The organism is Rheinheimera texasensis (assembly GCF_964031785.1).
GTDB lineage: Bacteria > Pseudomonadota > Gammaproteobacteria > Enterobacterales > Alteromonadaceae > Pararheinheimera > Pararheinheimera texasensis_A.
In genome coordinates this window covers 931,440-948,639 of record NZ_CAXIRE010000021.1, presented here as the reverse complement: position 1 = coordinate 948,639, position 17,200 = coordinate 931,440, and the positions used below count along the sequence as shown (strand labels likewise).

At 50.7% G+C, this 17,200-nt stretch carries 18 protein-coding genes; 13 read left to right on the top strand and 5 right to left on the bottom strand.

Going from position 1 to position 17,200, the window contains the following annotated elements; genetic code table 11:
• Positions 1 to 5 precede the first annotated feature (5 nt).
• Entirely contained in the window at positions 6 to 455 is a 450-nt protein-coding gene (locus tag ABNT34_RS15770; protein WP_348733307.1) for a DUF4124 domain-containing protein, read from the bottom strand.
• A gap of 163 nt (positions 456 to 618) precedes the next feature.
• On the opposite strand from ABNT34_RS15770, the gene ABNT34_RS15765 reads away from it, so the two are divergent.
• Both ABNT34_RS15765 and gshA read left to right on the top strand, forming a co-directional pair.
• Positions 619 to 1,062, top strand: coding sequence for a CBS domain-containing protein (locus tag ABNT34_RS15765; RefSeq protein ID WP_348733305.1), 444 nt, complete (start codon positions 619 to 621; stop codon positions 1,060 to 1,062).
• A gap of 114 nt (positions 1,063 to 1,176) precedes the next feature.
• Positions 1,177 to 2,772, top strand: coding sequence for a glutamate--cysteine ligase (gene gshA / locus ABNT34_RS15760; protein WP_348733303.1), 1,596 nt, complete (start codon positions 1,177 to 1,179; stop codon positions 2,770 to 2,772).
• A gap of 242 nt (positions 2,773 to 3,014) precedes the next feature.
• Here gshA and ABNT34_RS15755 read toward each other — a convergent pair whose 3' ends face one another.
• Both ABNT34_RS15755 and ccsA read right to left on the bottom strand, forming a co-directional pair.
• Positions 3,015 to 4,283 (bottom strand): CNNM domain-containing protein, encoded by a 1,269-nt coding sequence (locus ABNT34_RS15755; protein ID WP_348733301.1) that lies wholly within the window; start codon positions 4,281 to 4,283, stop codon positions 3,015 to 3,017.
• 69 nt (positions 4,284 to 4,352) lie between these two features.
• Positions 4,353 to 5,150 (bottom strand): cytochrome c biogenesis protein CcsA, encoded by a 798-nt coding sequence (gene ccsA / locus ABNT34_RS15750; protein ID WP_348733299.1) that lies wholly within the window; start codon positions 5,148 to 5,150, stop codon positions 4,353 to 4,355.
• Positions 5,151 to 5,285: 135 nt separating this feature from the next.
• Here ccsA and ffh point away from each other — a divergent pair, with 135 nt between their 5' ends.
• The 6 genes from ffh (at position 5,286) to ABNT34_RS15720 (ending at position 10,399) form a co-directional block, all read left to right on the top strand.
• A complete protein-coding gene (ffh, locus tag ABNT34_RS15745) occupies positions 5,286 to 6,653 on the top strand; it encodes a signal recognition particle protein (protein WP_348733297.1) in 1,368 nt (455 codons plus the stop codon).
• Positions 6,654 to 6,995: 342 nt separating this feature from the next.
• The gene (rpsP, locus tag ABNT34_RS15740) at positions 6,996 to 7,247 is read left to right on the top strand and encodes a 30S ribosomal protein S16 (protein ID WP_348733296.1); all 252 of its coding nucleotides are present in this window, start codon (positions 6,996 to 6,998) and stop codon (positions 7,245 to 7,247) included.
• A 28-nt stretch (positions 7,248 to 7,275) separates the two neighbouring features.
• Positions 7,276 to 7,800, top strand: coding sequence for a ribosome maturation factor RimM (gene rimM / locus ABNT34_RS15735; protein WP_348733294.1), 525 nt, complete (start codon positions 7,276 to 7,278; stop codon positions 7,798 to 7,800).
• A gap of 17 nt (positions 7,801 to 7,817) precedes the next feature.
• A complete protein-coding gene (trmD, locus tag ABNT34_RS15730) occupies positions 7,818 to 8,570 on the top strand; it encodes a tRNA (guanosine(37)-N1)-methyltransferase TrmD (protein ID WP_348733292.1) in 753 nt (250 codons plus the stop codon).
• 25 nt (positions 8,571 to 8,595) lie between these two features.
• Complete coding sequence (rplS, locus tag ABNT34_RS15725) at positions 8,596 to 8,955, top strand: 50S ribosomal protein L19 (protein WP_031566140.1); 360 nt, start codon at positions 8,596 to 8,598, stop codon at positions 8,953 to 8,955.
• 217 nt (positions 8,956 to 9,172) lie between these two features.
• Positions 9,173 to 10,399, top strand: coding sequence for a threonine/serine exporter family protein (locus tag ABNT34_RS15720; RefSeq protein ID WP_348733290.1), 1,227 nt, complete (start codon positions 9,173 to 9,175; stop codon positions 10,397 to 10,399).
• 24 nt (positions 10,400 to 10,423) lie between these two features.
• Here ABNT34_RS15720 and ABNT34_RS15715 read toward each other — a convergent pair whose 3' ends face one another.
• Positions 10,424 to 11,149 (bottom strand): transporter substrate-binding domain-containing protein, encoded by a 726-nt coding sequence (locus ABNT34_RS15715; RefSeq protein ID WP_348733288.1) that lies wholly within the window; start codon positions 11,147 to 11,149, stop codon positions 10,424 to 10,426.
• Positions 11,150 to 11,542: 393 nt separating this feature from the next.
• On the opposite strand from ABNT34_RS15715, the gene ABNT34_RS15710 reads away from it, so the two are divergent.
• The 5 genes from ABNT34_RS15710 (at position 11,543) to ABNT34_RS15690 (ending at position 16,825) form a co-directional block, all read left to right on the top strand.
• Positions 11,543 to 12,601: a 3-deoxy-7-phosphoheptulonate synthase gene (locus ABNT34_RS15710; RefSeq protein ID WP_348733287.1), complete on the top strand. Its 1,059-nt coding sequence runs from the start codon at positions 11,543 to 11,545 to the stop codon at positions 12,599 to 12,601.
• Positions 12,602 to 12,610: 9 nt separating this feature from the next.
• On the top strand, positions 12,611 to 13,759 hold the full coding sequence (tyrA, locus tag ABNT34_RS15705) for a bifunctional chorismate mutase/prephenate dehydrogenase (RefSeq protein ID WP_348733285.1): 1,149 nt from the start codon (positions 12,611 to 12,613) through the stop codon (positions 13,757 to 13,759).
• 78 nt (positions 13,760 to 13,837) lie between these two features.
• Entirely contained in the window at positions 13,838 to 14,542 is a 705-nt protein-coding gene (mtgA, locus tag ABNT34_RS15700) for a monofunctional biosynthetic peptidoglycan transglycosylase (protein ID WP_348733283.1), read from the top strand.
• 207 nt (positions 14,543 to 14,749) lie between these two features.
• Positions 14,750 to 16,249 carry an alanine/glycine:cation symporter family protein gene (locus ABNT34_RS15695; protein WP_348733726.1) on the top strand — a complete coding sequence of 500 codons (1,500 nt, stop codon included), beginning with the start codon at positions 14,750 to 14,752 and terminating at the stop codon, positions 16,247 to 16,249.
• A 60-nt stretch (positions 16,250 to 16,309) separates the two neighbouring features.
• Positions 16,310 to 16,825, top strand: a complete 516-nt coding sequence (locus ABNT34_RS15690; protein WP_348733281.1) for a GNAT family N-acetyltransferase — start codon at positions 16,310 to 16,312, stop codon at positions 16,823 to 16,825.
• Between the two features lie 66 nt (positions 16,826 to 16,891).
• Here the strand turns inward: ABNT34_RS15690 and ABNT34_RS15685 are convergent, their stop codons facing one another.
• Complete coding sequence (locus tag ABNT34_RS15685; protein WP_348733279.1) at positions 16,892 to 17,116, bottom strand: hypothetical protein; 225 nt, start codon at positions 17,114 to 17,116, stop codon at positions 16,892 to 16,894.
• Positions 17,117 to 17,200: the final 84 nt, after the last annotated feature.

Below are 17,200 nucleotides of genomic sequence, written 5' to 3'. Positions count from 1 at the left end.
TGGTTTTATTGCTGGCAAAATTCTTTGATTTGTTTTTCGGCCACTTCAAGTTGCTCAGCGCGCATTTCCGCAGTCAGTTCCACTGATTTCCCGTCATCGCCAGTCACCATTAATACAGCTTCTTCAGTCAGCCGTTGTTGGTTGATTTGCGCTTGTTTACAGTTGTGCTGCCTCACTTGTGCATTCATGGCTTCGACTTGTTTGTTCAGTTCCGCTACCGGATTTTGCACGGCAGGAGTGGATTCTTTTGGTGTACTCACTACAGGTGCTTTGACTTCGGTGACTGCGCCTTTGGCCTGCATTGACACTATCTGATAATCCACACCGGCAGGAGGCGGGATTTGACTGACATGCAGCTGACCGGATTTATCCTGCCAGCGGTAATATTCCTGTGCACTAACAGTGAAGACGGCTAAAGCGCCGGACAACAAACAACACAGCAAGGTTTTTGGCATTTAAATCTCTCCACAGGCAGTACCGCTATTCTCAGTGTACCTGAATTATTTGTCCATGCTAGCCAGCAAGGTCGTGCTCGTCAGCGAAGAGCCAGGCTTTTGCCGTTTGCTGACTGTCAGTGCTAGAGTAATGATTATTAAGTGAAATTGGCCGGAGGTTCAAATGTCAATTGAAGCCATTATGTCCAAAAAAGTCGTAGTCACAACTGCGGATGCCTCTTTGGCCAGTTTGCGTACAGTGTTTACCGAAGCACACTTTCAGCATGTACCTGTCGTGGACAGCATGCAGCGGGTGATCGGTATTGTTTCCGTGAAAGACTTTTACAAAGCAATCAGCCCGGTGGCCGATTCAGCTTCAGAACACACAGCGCAACTTTTTGAAAATGGCCGCAAAGTGCGGTCAATCATGACCAGTCCGGTGGTCTGTATCAGCCCGGACAGCGCAGTGATAGCCGCTGCAGCTTTGTTGGTCGAGCGCAATATCAGCTGTTTGCTGGTGACAAACCCGCAACAGAAGTTATTAGGCATTGTTTCCTGGAAAGACATTATGCGGCTTATTGTGCAGCGGCAACAATTAAAACGCCGGCAACAGGAAGAAGAGGAATAAAAAAGCGCCCCTTGTTTTTTATTTCCGCCTCCCCAATGATATGGAACACCTTAGCAGCATTGCTGCCGCCGTTATTTTTTCAGGGCTGTTAAAAAGACCCGATAAGGACTGCAATTGAGTCAGCTGTTTACTTCCCGTATCGCCGCTGTGCGTGCTGCGCCATGGCGCCAGAACATTATTGGTATTCGCCGGGGGATTGAGCGTGAAACACTGCGGCTAAAGCCGGATGGGACTTTGTCGCAGCAGGACCACCCGCTGGCGTTGGGTTCGGCTTTGACACATCCACTCATCACTACTGATTTTTCTGAAGCCTTATTGGAATTTATCACGCCGGCCACCAGCAGCATTGAAACCACTGTCGCGCAGCTGACCGATATTCACCGTTTTTCCATGCGTCAGCTTGGTGACGAGCGGCTCGGTGCCGGCAGTATGCCTGGTTTTATCGCTCATCAGGACGAGATCCGGCTGGCTTATTATGGCGAGTCCAATGTCGGCAAAATGAAAACCTTATACCGTCAGGGCCTGAAAAACCGCTACGGTAGTATGATGCAGGCCATCAGCGGCGTGCATTTTAACTTCTCCATTCCGGAAAGTTTCTGGGCCAGTTACCAGCAACTGCTGGGCGACACCCAGCCGCTGCAGGAATTTATATCTGCACAGTATTTGCATTTAATCCGCAATTACAAAAGATATGTTTGGCTGATTGTGTATCTGTTTGGTGCATCGCCGGCGATGTGCCAGTCGTTTTTACAGGGACGGCAGAGTAAATACAATTTTCAGACATTGGGTAAAGGTACACTTTACCTGCCTTATGCCACTTCATTGCGGATGAGTGATTTGGGCTATACCAACAGTGCTCAGTCGAGCCTCGCTATTACATACAATAGCTTGCCGGATTATATTCGCGGTCTGCATCAGGCCATTACAACGCCTTCGGCGGAATATGATGCCATCGGGTTTGAAAAAGACGGTCAGTATCAGCAACTCAACGGCAATATCCTGCAGATTGAAAACGAGTTTTATTCGACCATCAGACCCAAACGCACCATTAAAAGCGGTGAGCGGCCGACTTGTGCACTGGCCAAACGTGGGGTCGAATATATTGAAGTGCGGGCTTTAGACGTGAATCCGTTTTGTGCTGTTGGGATCACTGCGGCGCAGATGCGCTTTTTAGATTTATTCCTGCTGTATTGCTTGCTGGAAGATAGCCCGGAACTGGACGCTGCAGCTCAGGCTGTGACAGAACAGAATCTGAAAAAAGTAGTTACTGATGGCCGGCGGCTCAATCTTGAGTTAGATCAGGATGGTCAGCCGAGACTGATGCAGGACTGGGCAGAAGAGATTTTCGCCGAACTGTCGCCAATCGCTGCCTGGCTTGATGAAGCCTATCAAACTGCAGATGATGAAGAGCGCTCATATCAGGCCATACTGAAACAGCATTATTTGGCACTGCTCGACCCGACCCGTACTTTGTCCGGCAAAATGCTGGGGCTGCTGCAGGCTAATCAGCAGGATTGCGGCGCTGTTGATCTGCAGCTGGCGGATTTATATCGTCAGCAGTTGCTCTCTGGCGACTATCAGTATTACCAGCCGGAAGATTTCAGCCGGATGGCGGCGGATTCGCTGGCAGAGCAGCAACAAATTGAAGCGGCAGATACCGTCGGTTTTGCCGAATACCTGCAGCAATATTTCGCCGAAAAACCTTGCTGATAGCGACAGTTATGGCAGTGAACACAAACCCGCCAACCGGCGGGTTTTGTTTTCCCCGAGGCAGAATCGCAGACAAAAAAACGGCCACATCAGTGGCCGTAAAACTAAGGATAGGGAGAATCCAGGGATGAAAACAAAAACTTGGCAGAATCCTTTCAAATAGTCAGACGGGGCTGTCTGCGGAAAGTTCAGAAAAATTTGTATTTTTTTAATTTAATTTTCAAGTCTTTGCTTTTAAAGAGTTATTCCTGGTGTGAATGCGGGTGTAAGCGCACCAGACTAATCATATTGTCTTGTACCGCGATAATTTCCAGCGGATATCCCAACAGCTTCAGACTCAGATTTGATTGTGGAATATCTTCCAGATATTCAAGGATTAAACCATTAAGGGTTTTAGGCCCGTCGGTCGGGAAATTCAGCTGCAATTCGCGGTTTAAGTCGCGCAGGTTAATGCTGCCTTCGACCAGATAAGAACCATCTGGCTGCGCCTTGATTTCTTCACTGTTTTCTTCTGCGGTATCCGTGGTGAATTCACCAACCACTTCTTCCAGAATATCTTCCAGCGTCACCAGACCTTGAATGTCACCAAACTCATCAACCACCAGTCCAATCCGCTCTTTTGAGTGCTGGAATTTGACCAGCTGAGTATTAAGGCTGGTGCCTTCCGGAATAAAATAAATGTCGTGGACAGCGCGCAGCAGACTGGCTTTATTCAGCTGATCTTTCAGCACCAGCCGCATAATGTCGCGGGTATGCAAAAAGCCTAGGGCGTCGTCGACACTGTCGCGATATAACAAAATTCGGCTGTGCTGTGTGATAGACAACTGGTGCAGGATATCTTTCCACTCGTCGTTGATATCGATGCCAACCAGTTCGTTGCGGGGCACCATGATGTCTTCGACTGTGGCTTTTTCCAGGTCCAGTACGCCGACCAGCATGCTCTGGTGCTGGCCCGGTAAAATGGCACTGGCTTCATGCACGACGGTTCTGAGCTCTTCGCTGCTCAGGCTATGGCCCTGATGTTGCTCGGCGCTGACGCCAAACCAGCCCAAGATACCGTTACAAATCCGGTTCATCAGCCATACGACCGGATACAGCAGTTTCATCATTGGCTTCAGGACGAGACTGCTGGGAAAGGCCACGCGCTCGGGATGCAGCGCCCCCAGCGTTTTTGGTGTGACTTCGCCAAAAATCAGGATAATTAAGGTCAGTGCTGCCGTTGCTATCGCAATGCCGAAGTCGCCATACAGCCGCATGCCAATCACAGTTCCGATGGCGGATGCGGCAATATTTACCAGATTGTTGCCGACCAGAATGAGGCCGATCAGGCGATCACGGCGCTGCAGTAAGCCATGAGTGCGCTGCGCGCCGGGATGATTTTCGTTTAATAAATGCTTGAGCCGGTAGGGGTTTACCGACATCATCGCAGTTTCAGTTGCGGAGAAATAAGCCGAACAGAGTACCAGAAACGCCAGAATAAGTAGCAGCGTACCGGTTGATATTGCGTCCAAAGCGGGAGTTGCCTGTGTTGCCGTTCAGTCCCAATTAATATGCGAAATCAGCCACAGCGTCAAGCCAGACTACAGCAATACTTCCCGTACAAAACGGCTGCCAAAATAGGCCAGCGTTAATAACAGACTACCGGTCATCGTCAGGCCATTAGCGACGCGGCCGCGCCAGCCGGCTAATCGGTGTCCGGCTAACAACACGACAAAAACCGCAAATCCAAGTGTGCTCAATACGTTTTTGTGCAAATTGTGACGGGCAAACCAGTCCTGACCAAAAACTGCACCACTGAATACTGTTATGCCAAGCAGCACTGTGCCTAATAAAATCAGTCGGAATAAAAGTTGTTCGGCTTGCATCAATGGCGGCAGCACAGTGCCGGTCGGCAGCGGCGTTTTCTGTTTTAGTCGCTGGCTGATGAGACTCACCTGGAAAGAATACAGCGTTGCCATAATCAGGATCACATAGGCGATAAACGCCACCATGATATGCATCAATAACCAAGGGCTGTGTTCAAAGTGTTGCAACTGAACGCTATCGGGCAGCAGGATGACGGCCAACTGCACCAGTGCAGCAAAGCCATAGACTATCGGCAGTAATAACAAAATCGGCGTGCGTAACGCGGTGACAGTGAAAGCAGCTGTGATAAGCCAGCACACTAAAGAACTGACATTGAGCAGACTGAAATTCTGGCCTTCGGCGGTAAATAAACTCTGACTGAGCCCCAGCATATGCAGCACCACGCCGCCAATGGCGACGGTGAACAACAACTTCAGGCGTGGCCCTTCAGCGTGATAGAGCCGCTGTGCGACTATAAAGCTGGAAACCAGGTAACAAACCAGAGCGAGAACAGGCAAAAAAACAGCCGACATGCAAATAATTCCAATTTGAATGCATCTTTTTGCTCATTGTATGGGAAGAGGCGACAGATTGACAGAGCCTGAGGCTGACGCTTTGCCGGCGCTTTGTTATAATCGCCGCCATTTTTGACAGAACCGGATTTGACCATGTTTGAGAATTTGTCGGATCGCCTGACCCGAACGCTGAAAAACATCAGTGGCCGTGGCCGCCTGACCGAAGACAACATCAAAGAAACCCTGCGTGAAGTGCGCATGGCACTGCTGGAAGCTGACGTGGCATTGCCCGTCGTGCGTGATTTCGTCAATCAGGTTAAAGAGCGTTCGGTTGGCCTCGAAGTCAGCAAAAGCCTGACGCCGGGCCAGGAATTCCTCAAAATCGTCAAAAAAGCGCTGGAAGAGGCGATGGGGGAAGCCAACGAAGAGCTGACCCTCAATACGCAGCCGCCGGCTGTGGTGCTGATGGCCGGTTTGCAGGGCGCTGGTAAAACCACTTCCGTCGGTAAACTGGCGAAGTTCTTAAAAGAGCGCAAAAAGAAAAAAGTCATGGTGGTGTCGGCCGACGTCTATCGTCCGGCGGCGATTAAACAGCTGGAAACGTTGGCCAAAGATGTTGGCGTTGAGTTTTTCCCAAGCGACATTTCACAAAATCCGGTCGATATCGCCAATGCGGCTATCAGCGCAGCGAAGTTAGGTTTCTATGACATCCTGTTAGTCGATACCGCTGGTCGTCTGCATGTTGACAGCGAAATGATGGATGAAATCAAAGCGTTACACGCGGCGATTAAGCCTATAGAGACGCTGTTTGTCGTCGATGCGATGACAGGTCAGGATGCTGCCAACACGGCGAAAGCCTTTAACGAAGCGCTGCCGCTGACCGGCGTGATCCTGACCAAAGCCGACGGTGATGCGCGCGGTGGTGCGGCCTTATCTATCCGCCATATCACTGGCAAGCCGATTAAGTTTATCGGTATGGGTGAGAAAACCGATGCGCTGGAGCCTTTCCATCCGGACCGGATCGCATCGCGTATTCTGGGCATGGGCGATGTGCTCAGTCTGATTGAAGAGCTGGAGCAAAAAGTCGATCGCGAGCAGGCTGCCAAGGTTGCCGCCAAGGTGATGAAAGGCCAGGGCTTTAGTCTGGAAGATTTCCGCGACCAGCTGGTGCAGATGCGCGGCATGGGCGGCATGATGTCGATGCTGGATAAACTGCCTGGCATGAAAAATCTGCCGGCTGGTGCCAAAGATCAGATTAACAATAAAAGCTTCAACAAAATGGAAGCTATTATTAATTCGATGACGCCGAAAGAGCGACAATTCCCTGATTTGATTAAAGGTTCGCGTAAAAAACGCATCGCTGCGGGTTCAGGCACTCAGGTGCAGGACGTCAATCAACTGCTGAAGCAGTTTACTCAGATGCAGAAGATGATGAAACAAATGAGCGGTAAAGGCGGCATGATGAAAATGATGCGCGCCATGGGTGGCAAATTACCACCTGGCTTAGGTGGTGGCCGCTAAGGTCGTAGCCGCTTTAAACTTTCAAGGCCATTGCTGTGCAATGGCCTTGTTGTTTTTACCCGGGCGAATGCTGATGCACAAACCAATCGCATGAAAGACGCATATTTGATCAGATCGTGGTGAGGATCCGCCGGATCCTGATATTGGCTTCAGCACTTATCCCAACAGCTTTTCAAGAGCTTATCCACAGAACCATCCACCGCTGCGACTGGCCTGATAACCGGCCGCGAAGCCTGAAAATCCTTGCATTACAACGAAAAACGCGTACAATTCGGCGTCCCTGCGGCCTGACCGCGGGGATTTTGATTTACAAAAACCTGAACGATTGAAATAGAGGACGGTATGGTAACTATTCGTTTACAACGTGGTGGCGCGAAAAAGCGTCCATTTTACCAAGTTGTGGTCGCTGATAGCCGTTTTGCTCGTGATGGCCGTTTCATTGAGCGCGTGGGTTTCTTTAACCCAATCGCCAACGGTACTGAAGAGAAAACGCGCATCGACCTGGACCGCGTTGATCACTGGGTTGCACAAGGTGCATCTCTGAGCGATCGCGTTGCGTCACTGGTAAAAGCTGCTAAAAAAGCTGCTGCTTAATTAGCAAACTGGGTAGGAATTAGCCTTGATGGGTAAAGATTTAGTTGTCTTAGGTAAGTTTGGCGCCGTTTACGGCATCAACGGGTGGCTAAAAGTAATTTCCTACACAGATGTCCCGGAAGGGATTTTTGATTACACACCCTGGCAGATCCAATCTCAGGGCAAATGGCAACCAGTGCAGATCTCCAGTTGGAAACGCCATAGCAATGGCTTAATCGTCAAACTGGAAGGTGTCAGTGACCGGGACCAGGCACAAGTTTTCGTGAATGCGGAAATCGCTGTGACTCAAACCAGTCTGCCCGCGCTTGATGACGGTGAGTTTTACTGGAAAGACCTGATGGGTCTGACCGTGGTGAACGAAGCCGGTTATGACTTAGGCGTCGTGGATGACATCATGGAAACGGGCTCGAACGACGTTCTCGTCGTCAAAGCAAACCGGACCGATGCATTTGGTAAAAAAGAGCGTTTAATTCCGTTTTTGACTGATTCTGTCATCAAAACTGTGGATAAAACGCAAGGACGAATCATCGTCGACTGGGACCCAGATTTTTAATGTCCGGACAGTCCAATATGTGGTTTGGGGTAATTACCTTATTTCCGCAAATGTTCGAGGCAATCACAAAATATGGTGTGACCAGCCGGGCAGTCAAAAACGGCCTGATCGATTTACAGTGTTGGAATCCGCGGGATTATACCTCGGATAAACATAACACGGTGGACGACAGACCCTTTGGTGGCGGCCCAGGTATGTTGATGATGGTGCAGCCTTTGACCGACGCAATTCGCGCCGCCAAAGCTGCCGCAGGGGATGGGGTCCATACCATCTATTTATCGCCGCAAGGCCGTAAGTTAGATCAGGCAGGGGTCGCTGAACTGGCGAAACGTCCGAAGCTGTTGCTGGTAGCAGGTCGCTACGAAGGGATTGATGAACGCGTAATAGAGTCGGAAATTGACGAAGAATGGTCAATCGGCGATTACGTGCTGAGTGGGGGCGAATTGCCTGCGATGACGCTGATTGATGCGGTATCGCGACTGGTACCGGGCGTACTGGGGCATGACATGTCAGCAGTTGAGGATTCGTTTGCCTCCGGATTGCTGGATTGTCCGCACTATACCAGACCAGAAGTGTTAGACGGCAAACAGGTTCCCGCGGTATTACTCAGCGGACACCATGAAAACATCAGACGCTGGCGTTTGAAGCAGTCTCTCGGGAGAACATGGCTTCGGCGTCCGGAATTGTTAAATGCCCTGGCTCTGACTAAGGAGCAACGCAAACTTCTGGAAGAGTTCCAACAGGAACACCAGGCGTTGCAGCAACGATAGTTTATCCAGGTAAAGTGAGATTGTTATGAGCAAAGTTAGCCAAAACATCATCAAAGAACTTGAAAACGAACAGCTGAAATCAGACGTTCCAGCTTTCGGTCCAGGTGACACTGTGATTGTTCAAGTTAAAGTTAAAGAAGGCGATAAAACTCGTCTGCAGGCTTACGAAGGCGTTGTAATCGCTAAACGTAACCGTGGTTTACACTCATCTTTCACAGTTCGTAAAATTTCGAACGGTGAAGGCGTTGAGCGTGTATTCCAAACGCACAGCCCAATGATTGACAGCATCACGCTGAAACGTCGTGGTGCAGTACGCCGTGCCAAGCTTTACTTCTTACGCGATCGTTCAGGTAAATCAGCGCGTATCCGCGAAAAGCTTAACTAAGCACTTGAAGGCTGCCCCCGGGCAGCCTTTTTTTATCTCTGTTGCGATAAAAGCTCGCCCGACCCGCTGCACTGTCTCTGACCAATCTTGCTGCAACTGCACATTTCCCCGCCAAATAAATTCCTGGCATGATTTGCCCTATTGTTTTGTCACGTCGCACTGTTAGTATGAACTTTATATACCGGCTGAATTATTGCTGTGTCACAAGGACTTACCAGTGCAATCTTCTGATTTTAATGAAAAAAGAAAATTCATCGTCAAGCTTGGCAAAATGCTGCATAAGTTTGGGACACCGGCCTACCGGCTGGAAGCGCATTTGCAGGATGTCGCCAAAGACTTAAATATCGGCGCCTCATTTGCCATTACACCAACAGTGCTGACCTTTGTGATTTGGGTGCCGGGCGAAGATAATGAATACACCCATGTTGCACGCGTGATGCCGGGCGATCTGGATTTAGGCTCGTTATCCCGCGCTGATGAAGTAGTGGACGCCGTCTTAAAACATCAGATGACGCTACAGGAAGCGACAGAACGTCTAAATACCATTGCGGCTATGCCCAATCCTTATGCGCGCTGGGCCACTTTTCTGGCATACGGTGCCGCCGGTGGCGCTTTTGCCATGCTGATGCGGGCGAGCTGGCTGGATGTCGGTTACGCCACGGCGCTTAGTCTGATTGTCTATCTGTTTGTATTTTGGGCGGAAAAAAGCCGCCGTGTCACTCATATGCTGGAACCGCTGGTTGCGATGAGTTCAGCTTTAGGTGCGACTGCGCTTGCCGCTTATGTCGACCCGCGGATCAATATCCCAATTGTAGTGTTGTCGGCCATTATCGTGTTTATCCCCGGTCTTGCACTGACATTGGGTTTTGCTGAAACCGCCGCCCGGCATTTGGTATCCGGTACCGCGCGTATCATGGATGCGGTGATGATCCTGTTTAAACTGTATTTCGGGGCTTTTCTGGGGTTGGCCTTGGGTGAGCGGCTGTTCGGCAAAGTACCTTATGTGCCAACCGAAGCGGTAGAGGCCTGGACTGCCTGGCTGGCCGTCGCCATTTTGTGTGGCTCACTGGTGATTGTGTTTCGCGCCCGGAAAAAACATATCAGCTGGGGCCTGATGTCTGGTTTTATTGCCTATGGCGCCAGTCAGCTTGGTGGGATTTATCTCGATTTGGCCCTTGGTGCTTTTGTCGGGGCTTTTGCCGTAGGCGTATACGGTAACCTGTTTACCCGTTTAATGAATGCGCCTGCCAGTATTGTGTCGCTGCAGGGTATGATTGTACTGGTGCCTGGCAGTAAAACTTATATTGGTCTCAATAGCTTAATTTCTGGCGAGCAGATGGGCGCGACAGATCATTTGGGGCAGCAGACATTTTTGATCCTGATGTCGTTGGTGGCTGGTTTTATTTTCGCTAATGTGGCGTTGCCGCCAAAGAAAAGCCTCTGACGCTGTTGTTTCAACGCAGCAGCTTTAACGCAGTTTTTCCGACCAGCCGGCGACAATTTTGTCGAACCGGCCGTCTGATTTCATCACCTGCAGGCTCTGACGCAACCGCTCTACGGTGTCGGCAGAAGTTTTCAGACTACAGGCCAGATGGAAATCCAGCGGTAAGTCCGGCAATACCAGCAGCTTACGAAAATCGGCCAATGCCAGACCGGATTCCTGCGCCCGGTACTTCAGAATAGTTTCATTAATAATCACTAAATCAATGCCCTGACGTCGCCCAGCCAGCACATTGAGCATACTGGCGACGTTTTCCAGCAGATATAAATTTTTCCCTTCTTCAAAGCCGTGTTTCAGCAGGTAGTGGTGCGTGACATCGTCGCGGGTCACGGCTATCACATACTGCTTGGCCTGTTCCAACGTCTGCAGTTGGATATCGTTGCGGCTGGCAAGGCCATAAATCGCTGTGGTGTTATAAGAAAGCTCGCCAATCCACTGAAACAGCGGCAAGCGTTCTTTACTCTTTGAAATGGAATAAATACAGGTGTCGGGGTCACGCAGCGCCAGCTGATACGCCCGGCTCCAGGACTGAAATTCAATCTGATAGTTGATACCGGCGCCCTGGAAGGTTTGCCGCACCAAATCCGTGGCAAAACCAGCGGCAGCACCTGGCTGATCTATCTGATATGGCGGCAGATGCTCGGTGACGACGCGGATTTCTGCAGCCATGACCGGTAACAACAACCCCGACATCAGGATGCTGCTGCAGACTCGTAAATTTTGCACTCGGCTGCTACACCTTTGAAGTTCTCTGAGTACTACTGTAAACAGCCCACGCCGAGCAGGCAAGTATCCGCCCGAAAATCAGCAGACGCTGTACGGCTGAGCGAGCAAACGTTTGCCGGTTGGGGTGAAAGTTTATACTGCCTTTGATGTAACGATATTTGTACGATGTTTGCATTGAAGGTGTTTGGGTGTCGAGCGGCATTTCTATTGACTTTATTTGTTGACATTGAGTCTGTGAATTTCTACTATGTCGGTCGTTTGTAATTAATAAAATACGTATTGTAAATATAAGTATACAGCGAAAATAAGTGACTGGTCGCCATGCTGACACCAGCCTGCGCTGAGGAAAGGAGCAAAGCGATGAGCAAAATTGTTGATGATTTACGGATATTGGCGGAAAAACCGCTGAGCCCGCCGTTAGTATTAAAAAAAGCCTTACCGCTTTCGGAACAAGGGGCTTTGTTTGTGCAGCAGGCGCGCCGTGAAATTGCCGATATCGTGCACGGGCGGGATAAACGCCTGTTAGTGATCACCGGGCCATGTTCTATCCACGACCCGGCTGCCGCTATTGATTACGCCAAACGTTTAAAAGAGCTGCAACTGAAGTATGCCGATAGTCTATACATCGTGATGCGGGTGTATTTCGAAAAACCACGTACCACAGTCGGCTGGAAAGGGTATATCAATGACCCGCACCTGGATGATTCTTTCGATTTGGAAACCGGTCTGACTCGTGGCCGTGAGCTGTTATTGAAACTGGTGGAGATGGAACTGCCGACAGCGACAGAAGCGCTGGATCCAATCAGCCCGCAGTATTTGTCGGATTTAGTATCCTGGGCCGCTATCGGCGCCCGCACAGTGGAAAGTCAGACCCACCGAGAAATGGCCAGTGGCCTGTCGATGCCGGTCGGTTTCAAAAATGGTACTGATGGCAATTTGAATATCGCCTTAAACGCGCTGCAATCGGCAGCCAGTCCGCACAGCTTTATCGGTATTAACCAACGCGGCGAAGTTGCACTGGTGCAGACAGCCGGTAATCCGGACGGTCATATCATTCTGCGTGGCGGCACTAAGCCGAATTATGATGCGGAAAGCATCAACGCCGCAGTAGCTGTGCTTGATAAACATCAGTTGCCGCGGGGCATTGTGGTTGATTGCAGTCACGGCAACTCAAACAAAGACCATAATCGCCAGCCGTTGGTCGCAGAAGCTGTTGTGGCGCAGCGCGTGCTGGGCAACGACGCCATTATTGGCCTGATGCTGGAAAGTAATATCTGTGGTGGTAAACAAAATATAGTGAATGGTAAAGCTGAGTTATACGGCGTGTCGGTGACGGATGCCTGTATTGACTGGGCCACCACCGCACAACTTCTGGCCGGCCTGCATCATCAGATGCTCGGTGTGTGTCAGGCAGCCTGAGGTATTTTTATGAGTATTTCCACATCGGCCCAGGCCGCATCAGCTGCTGAACTGGCACCGCTGCGCAGTCAGATTGATGCTATTGATACCCAGCTGGTTGAACTGCTGGCAGCGCGCGCCAAAGTGACGGCGCAGGTCGGGCAGGTGAAACAACAATATGCTTTGCCGCTGTATGTGCCGGAGCGGGAAAAAGCTTTGCTCGAAGCGCGAAGGGCGCAGGCAGAGGCAGCTGGTGTGTCACAGGAACTGGTGGAAGATGTGCTGCGCCGGGTGATGCGGGAGTCTTATTCCACGCAGGAAACCGGCTTTGTCTGTTGTCGTGACGGCGGTGGCAAAGTGGTAGTGGTAGGCGGAAATGGTGCGCTCGGGCAACGGTTTGTCAGTCTGTTTCAGCGCTCTGGTTTTACCGTGTCAGTGCTGGAGCAAGCGGACTGGCCAAGGGCTGCAGAGATTTGTGCCGATGCGGTATTGGTGTTACTGGCAGTGCCTATCGCAGTGACGGAGCAGGTCATTGCCATGTTGCCAGCGTTACCAGCTGACTGTGTGCTGGCGGATATCACCAGTATCAAAGCGGCACCACTTGCGGCAATGCTACAACAACATCGCGGGCCTGTGCTGGGGCTGCATCCGATGTTTGGTCCGGATATCAGTAACATTGTCAAACAAGTAGTGGTGGTGTGCCATGGCCGTGCACCACAGCAGTATCAATGGTTGTTGCAGCAGTTTAAAGTCTGGGGCGCGGTACTCACCGAAAAAGACGCACAACAGCATGATGAACTGATGCAGCTCATTCAGGCGATGCGCCATTTCAGCTCACTGGTGTACGGTGTGCATCTGGCGGAAGAGCATGCGGATTTACCGCAGTTGCTCGAGCTGAGCTCGCCGATTTACCGGCTGGAATTGGCGATGGTGGGGCGCCTGTTTGCGCAAAATGCTGAGCTTTATGCCGACATTATGTTAAGTTCAGTTGCAGTGACCGGTTTGCTGCAACGTTATCAGCACCGCTTTAACCAGCTGTCGCATTTATTAGCGGCGCGTGACAAAGCCGGGCTAATGGCCGAATTTGCCAAAGGTCAGGCGTTTTTTGGCCCGCTGGCCAGCCAGTTTCTGCAGGAAAGCCGGCGTTTGCTGCAAAAAGCTGCGGATGAGCGCAGTTAGCCGCAATTTTTCTTGCTGTTCAAGGCCGGAGCACCGCGTTAGACTGGTCTCCGGTTTTCATTTAACGCTTGTTATCTTGTGCTGAAATCATTCTGGTTTTCTTTATTGCGCAGGCTGCTCTCTGTGCTGCGTTACTGTGTGCTTGGCCTGTTAACACTGGTGTTGCTTTTTGCCTATTTGCCGGTGCCTTATACCGGCGTGATGCTGGAACGTCAGCTCGATGCCTGGCTGGAAGGTAAAGCTCGTTATCAGGCACGACACCAATGGCAGCCATTGCCACAAATTTCCCCGCATTTGTTACAAGCAGTGGTAGCAGCCGAAGATCAGAAATTTCTGCAGCATAGTGGTTTTGATTTACAGGCGATTGAAAAAGCGCTGGTTTATAACAGTAAAGGCCGTAAGGTGCGCGGAGCTTCTACTCTCAGTCAGCAAACGGCAAAAAATGTGTTTTTATGGACCGGCCGTAGCTGGTTACGAAAGGGGCTGGAAACTGGCATTACCCTGTTGATTGAAGGGGCCTGGGGCAAACAACGCATCCTGGAAGTGTATCTGAACAGTGTTGAATTTGGCCCCGGCATTTATGGCGCTGAAGCGGCGGCACAGCGGTTTTTTGGCATTCCGGCACAACGTTTAAGCCGCCAGCAAGCAGCGTTACTGGCGGCCGTGTTACCCAATCCACACCGATTTTTAGTCCAGGCGCCGTCGCCTTATGTGCGCAAACGCCAGCAATGGATCTTAAAACAAATGCAGCAGCTGGGGCCCCTGCAGCGTCAACTGCACTGAAACAGCTCCTACCTCTGCTCATTTTGCCGCTTTTCCCGGCAGAACTGCCGTACATTAGCGAAATAATACTGGGCGCATCCGACTTTAGTCGTTATCTTATGACGCTGATCTGCCGTGGGCTTTGGGACATCTTACTAACCTTGCCAGACTCTTGTCAGACAACGGTGCAGCGATAGCACCGCACGATAACAATATCCGAGGAATCTACTGATGAATGAATTTGTTGCTGTGGTGAACGGCATCATCTGGAGCAAGGCGTTGATCGCCCTTTGTCTCGGGGTGGGCCTGTATTTCTCCATACGCTCGCGTTTCCTGCAATTACGTCATGTGCGCGAAATGATCCGGCTGATGTTTGATGGCAAAAGCTCAGACAGCGGTGTGTCATCCTTCCAGGCGTTAACCATGACGCTGGCTGGCCGCGTTGGCACCGGTAATATCGCCGGTGTCGCGACTGCAATCACTTTTGGTGGCCCAGGCGCAGTGTTCTGGATGTGGATGGTGGCGTTTTTAGGCGCCAGCTCAGCGTTCGTTGAATCAACTTTAGGCCAGGTTTATAAAGAAAAAATCAATGGCCAATACCGCGGTGGCCCGGCGTTTTACATTGAAAAAGGTCTTGGCATGAAATGGTATGCCTGGATTTTTGCTATCGCGACTATTTTTGCCACAGGCTTGCTGTTACCCGGCGTACAGGCGAATTCTATTGCTTCCAGTCTGGAAACCGCTGTGGGTATTTCGCCGAATGTAACGGCCGGTGTGTTGGCAGTAGTGTTAGGATTTATCATTTTTGGCGGCGTCAAACGCATCGCAACTTTTGCTGAAATCGTGGTGCCATTTATGGCGCTGGGTTACATTATTGTCGCTTGTGTGGTGATCGCACTGAATATTGAGCAGTTGCCGGTTGTACTGAAACTGATAGTGAAAAGTGCTTTTGGTGCTGAAGCCGCTTACGGTGCCATTTTAGGTCTGGCTATTGAATGGGGCGTTAAACGTGGCGTTTATTCAAACGAAGCCGGTCAGGGCACAGGTCCACATGCATCTTCTGCTGCTGCCGTATCGCATCCGGCGAAGCAAGGTCTGGTACAGGGCTTTTCGGTGTATGTTGATACGCTGTTTGTTTGTTCCGCTACGGCGTTTATGCTGTTAATCACCGGCCAGTACAATGTGCAGGCCGCTGATGGTCAGGCGATTTATACCGGTGTTGCTGGTGTCGCTGCAGGCCCGGGTTATGTGCAAACTGCGCTGGAAAACGTGATGCCAGGCTTTGGTTCGATTTTTGTCGCTGTGGCCCTGCTGTTTTTCGCTTTCACCACTATCGTCGCTTATTACTACATCGCTGAAACTAACATTGCATATATCAACCGCACAGTATCGCGGCCATGGCTGGGTTTCCTGCTGAAAATCGGCATCATGGCGGCTGTGGTGTATGGCACAGTAAAAACGGCCGATCTGGCCTGGGCTTTAGGCGATATCGGTGTTGGTTTGATGGCATGGCTGAACATCATCGCTATTATTCTGCTGCATAAAACCGCCTTTAAATGTCTGCGTGACTATGAAGCACAAAAAGCCGCAGGCAAAGACCCGGTGTTCCATCCCGAAAAGCTCGGCATTAAAAATGCGCATTATTGGGAAGGCAAAACCGACGAAGAACTGTTAAGTTCGAGCCTGACTAATCTGGCAGAGCAAGACACCAAGCGGGTCGAATCATAAATGAATAAAGCCAGTCGATGACTGGCTTTGTTTTTAGCAGTGCTAAGCGGAGGGAAGTTGATGACAACAATTCTGACCACAGAACGACTGCGTTTGCGCCATGCCGAGCTTCGCGATGCACCAGCCATGTTGCAGCTGGTGAATGAGCCGGAGTTTTTGCAAAACATCGGTGACAAGCAAGTCAGGAATTTGCAGCAGGCTGAGTTGTATCTGCAAAATGGCGCCATCGCCAGTTATCAGCAACACGGTTTTGGTCTGTATCTGGTCGAGCGTTTGGCTGATGGGGTGACGCTGGGCTTGTGCGGTTTGGTACAACGTGACTATTTGCAGCACCCGGATGTCGGTTATGCCTTGTTCCGTGAGTTTAGCGGCCAGGGGTATATTTCAGAGGCTGCGCTGGCGGTGGTTGCTTATGCCAGCACTGAACTGGGTTTAAAGCAACTCTGTGGCATTGTGGCGCCGGATAACCTGGCTTCTAAGCGCATTCTGGAGAAAACTGGCATGCGGCCGGCCGGACAAAAATTAGTACCGGGTTCGGATAAGACTGTGGATTTTTATCTGCTTGAGCTTGCTTGAGCTTGCTTGAGCTTGCTTGAGCTTGCCTGAGCGGCGTAAGGTGCCTTTTCAACCTTCGGCAGCTGATTAGCCTTCTACGTTAGTGCGCTGGCGCTGAAAATCTTCGTATTTTTTTGATGACACATCTTTAAGACAACTCTCGGACAGCGGTGACGGCAACAGCCGGCACTGCGCCCGCTGTTCGTCGCGCATTTTGTTGAACCAATATTCTTCACTACCGCGCTGCGGATTCTGACAGGCGCAGAGCAGCGGCAGTAACAGGCTGATTATTAACAGCGTTTTGTTCGACATGGTCCAATCCGTTCCTCTTTTTCTTCAGGTACTATGCCACAGCAGGGCTAGAGTTTGCTACTGAAGACCACTGCAGTCGGTGTC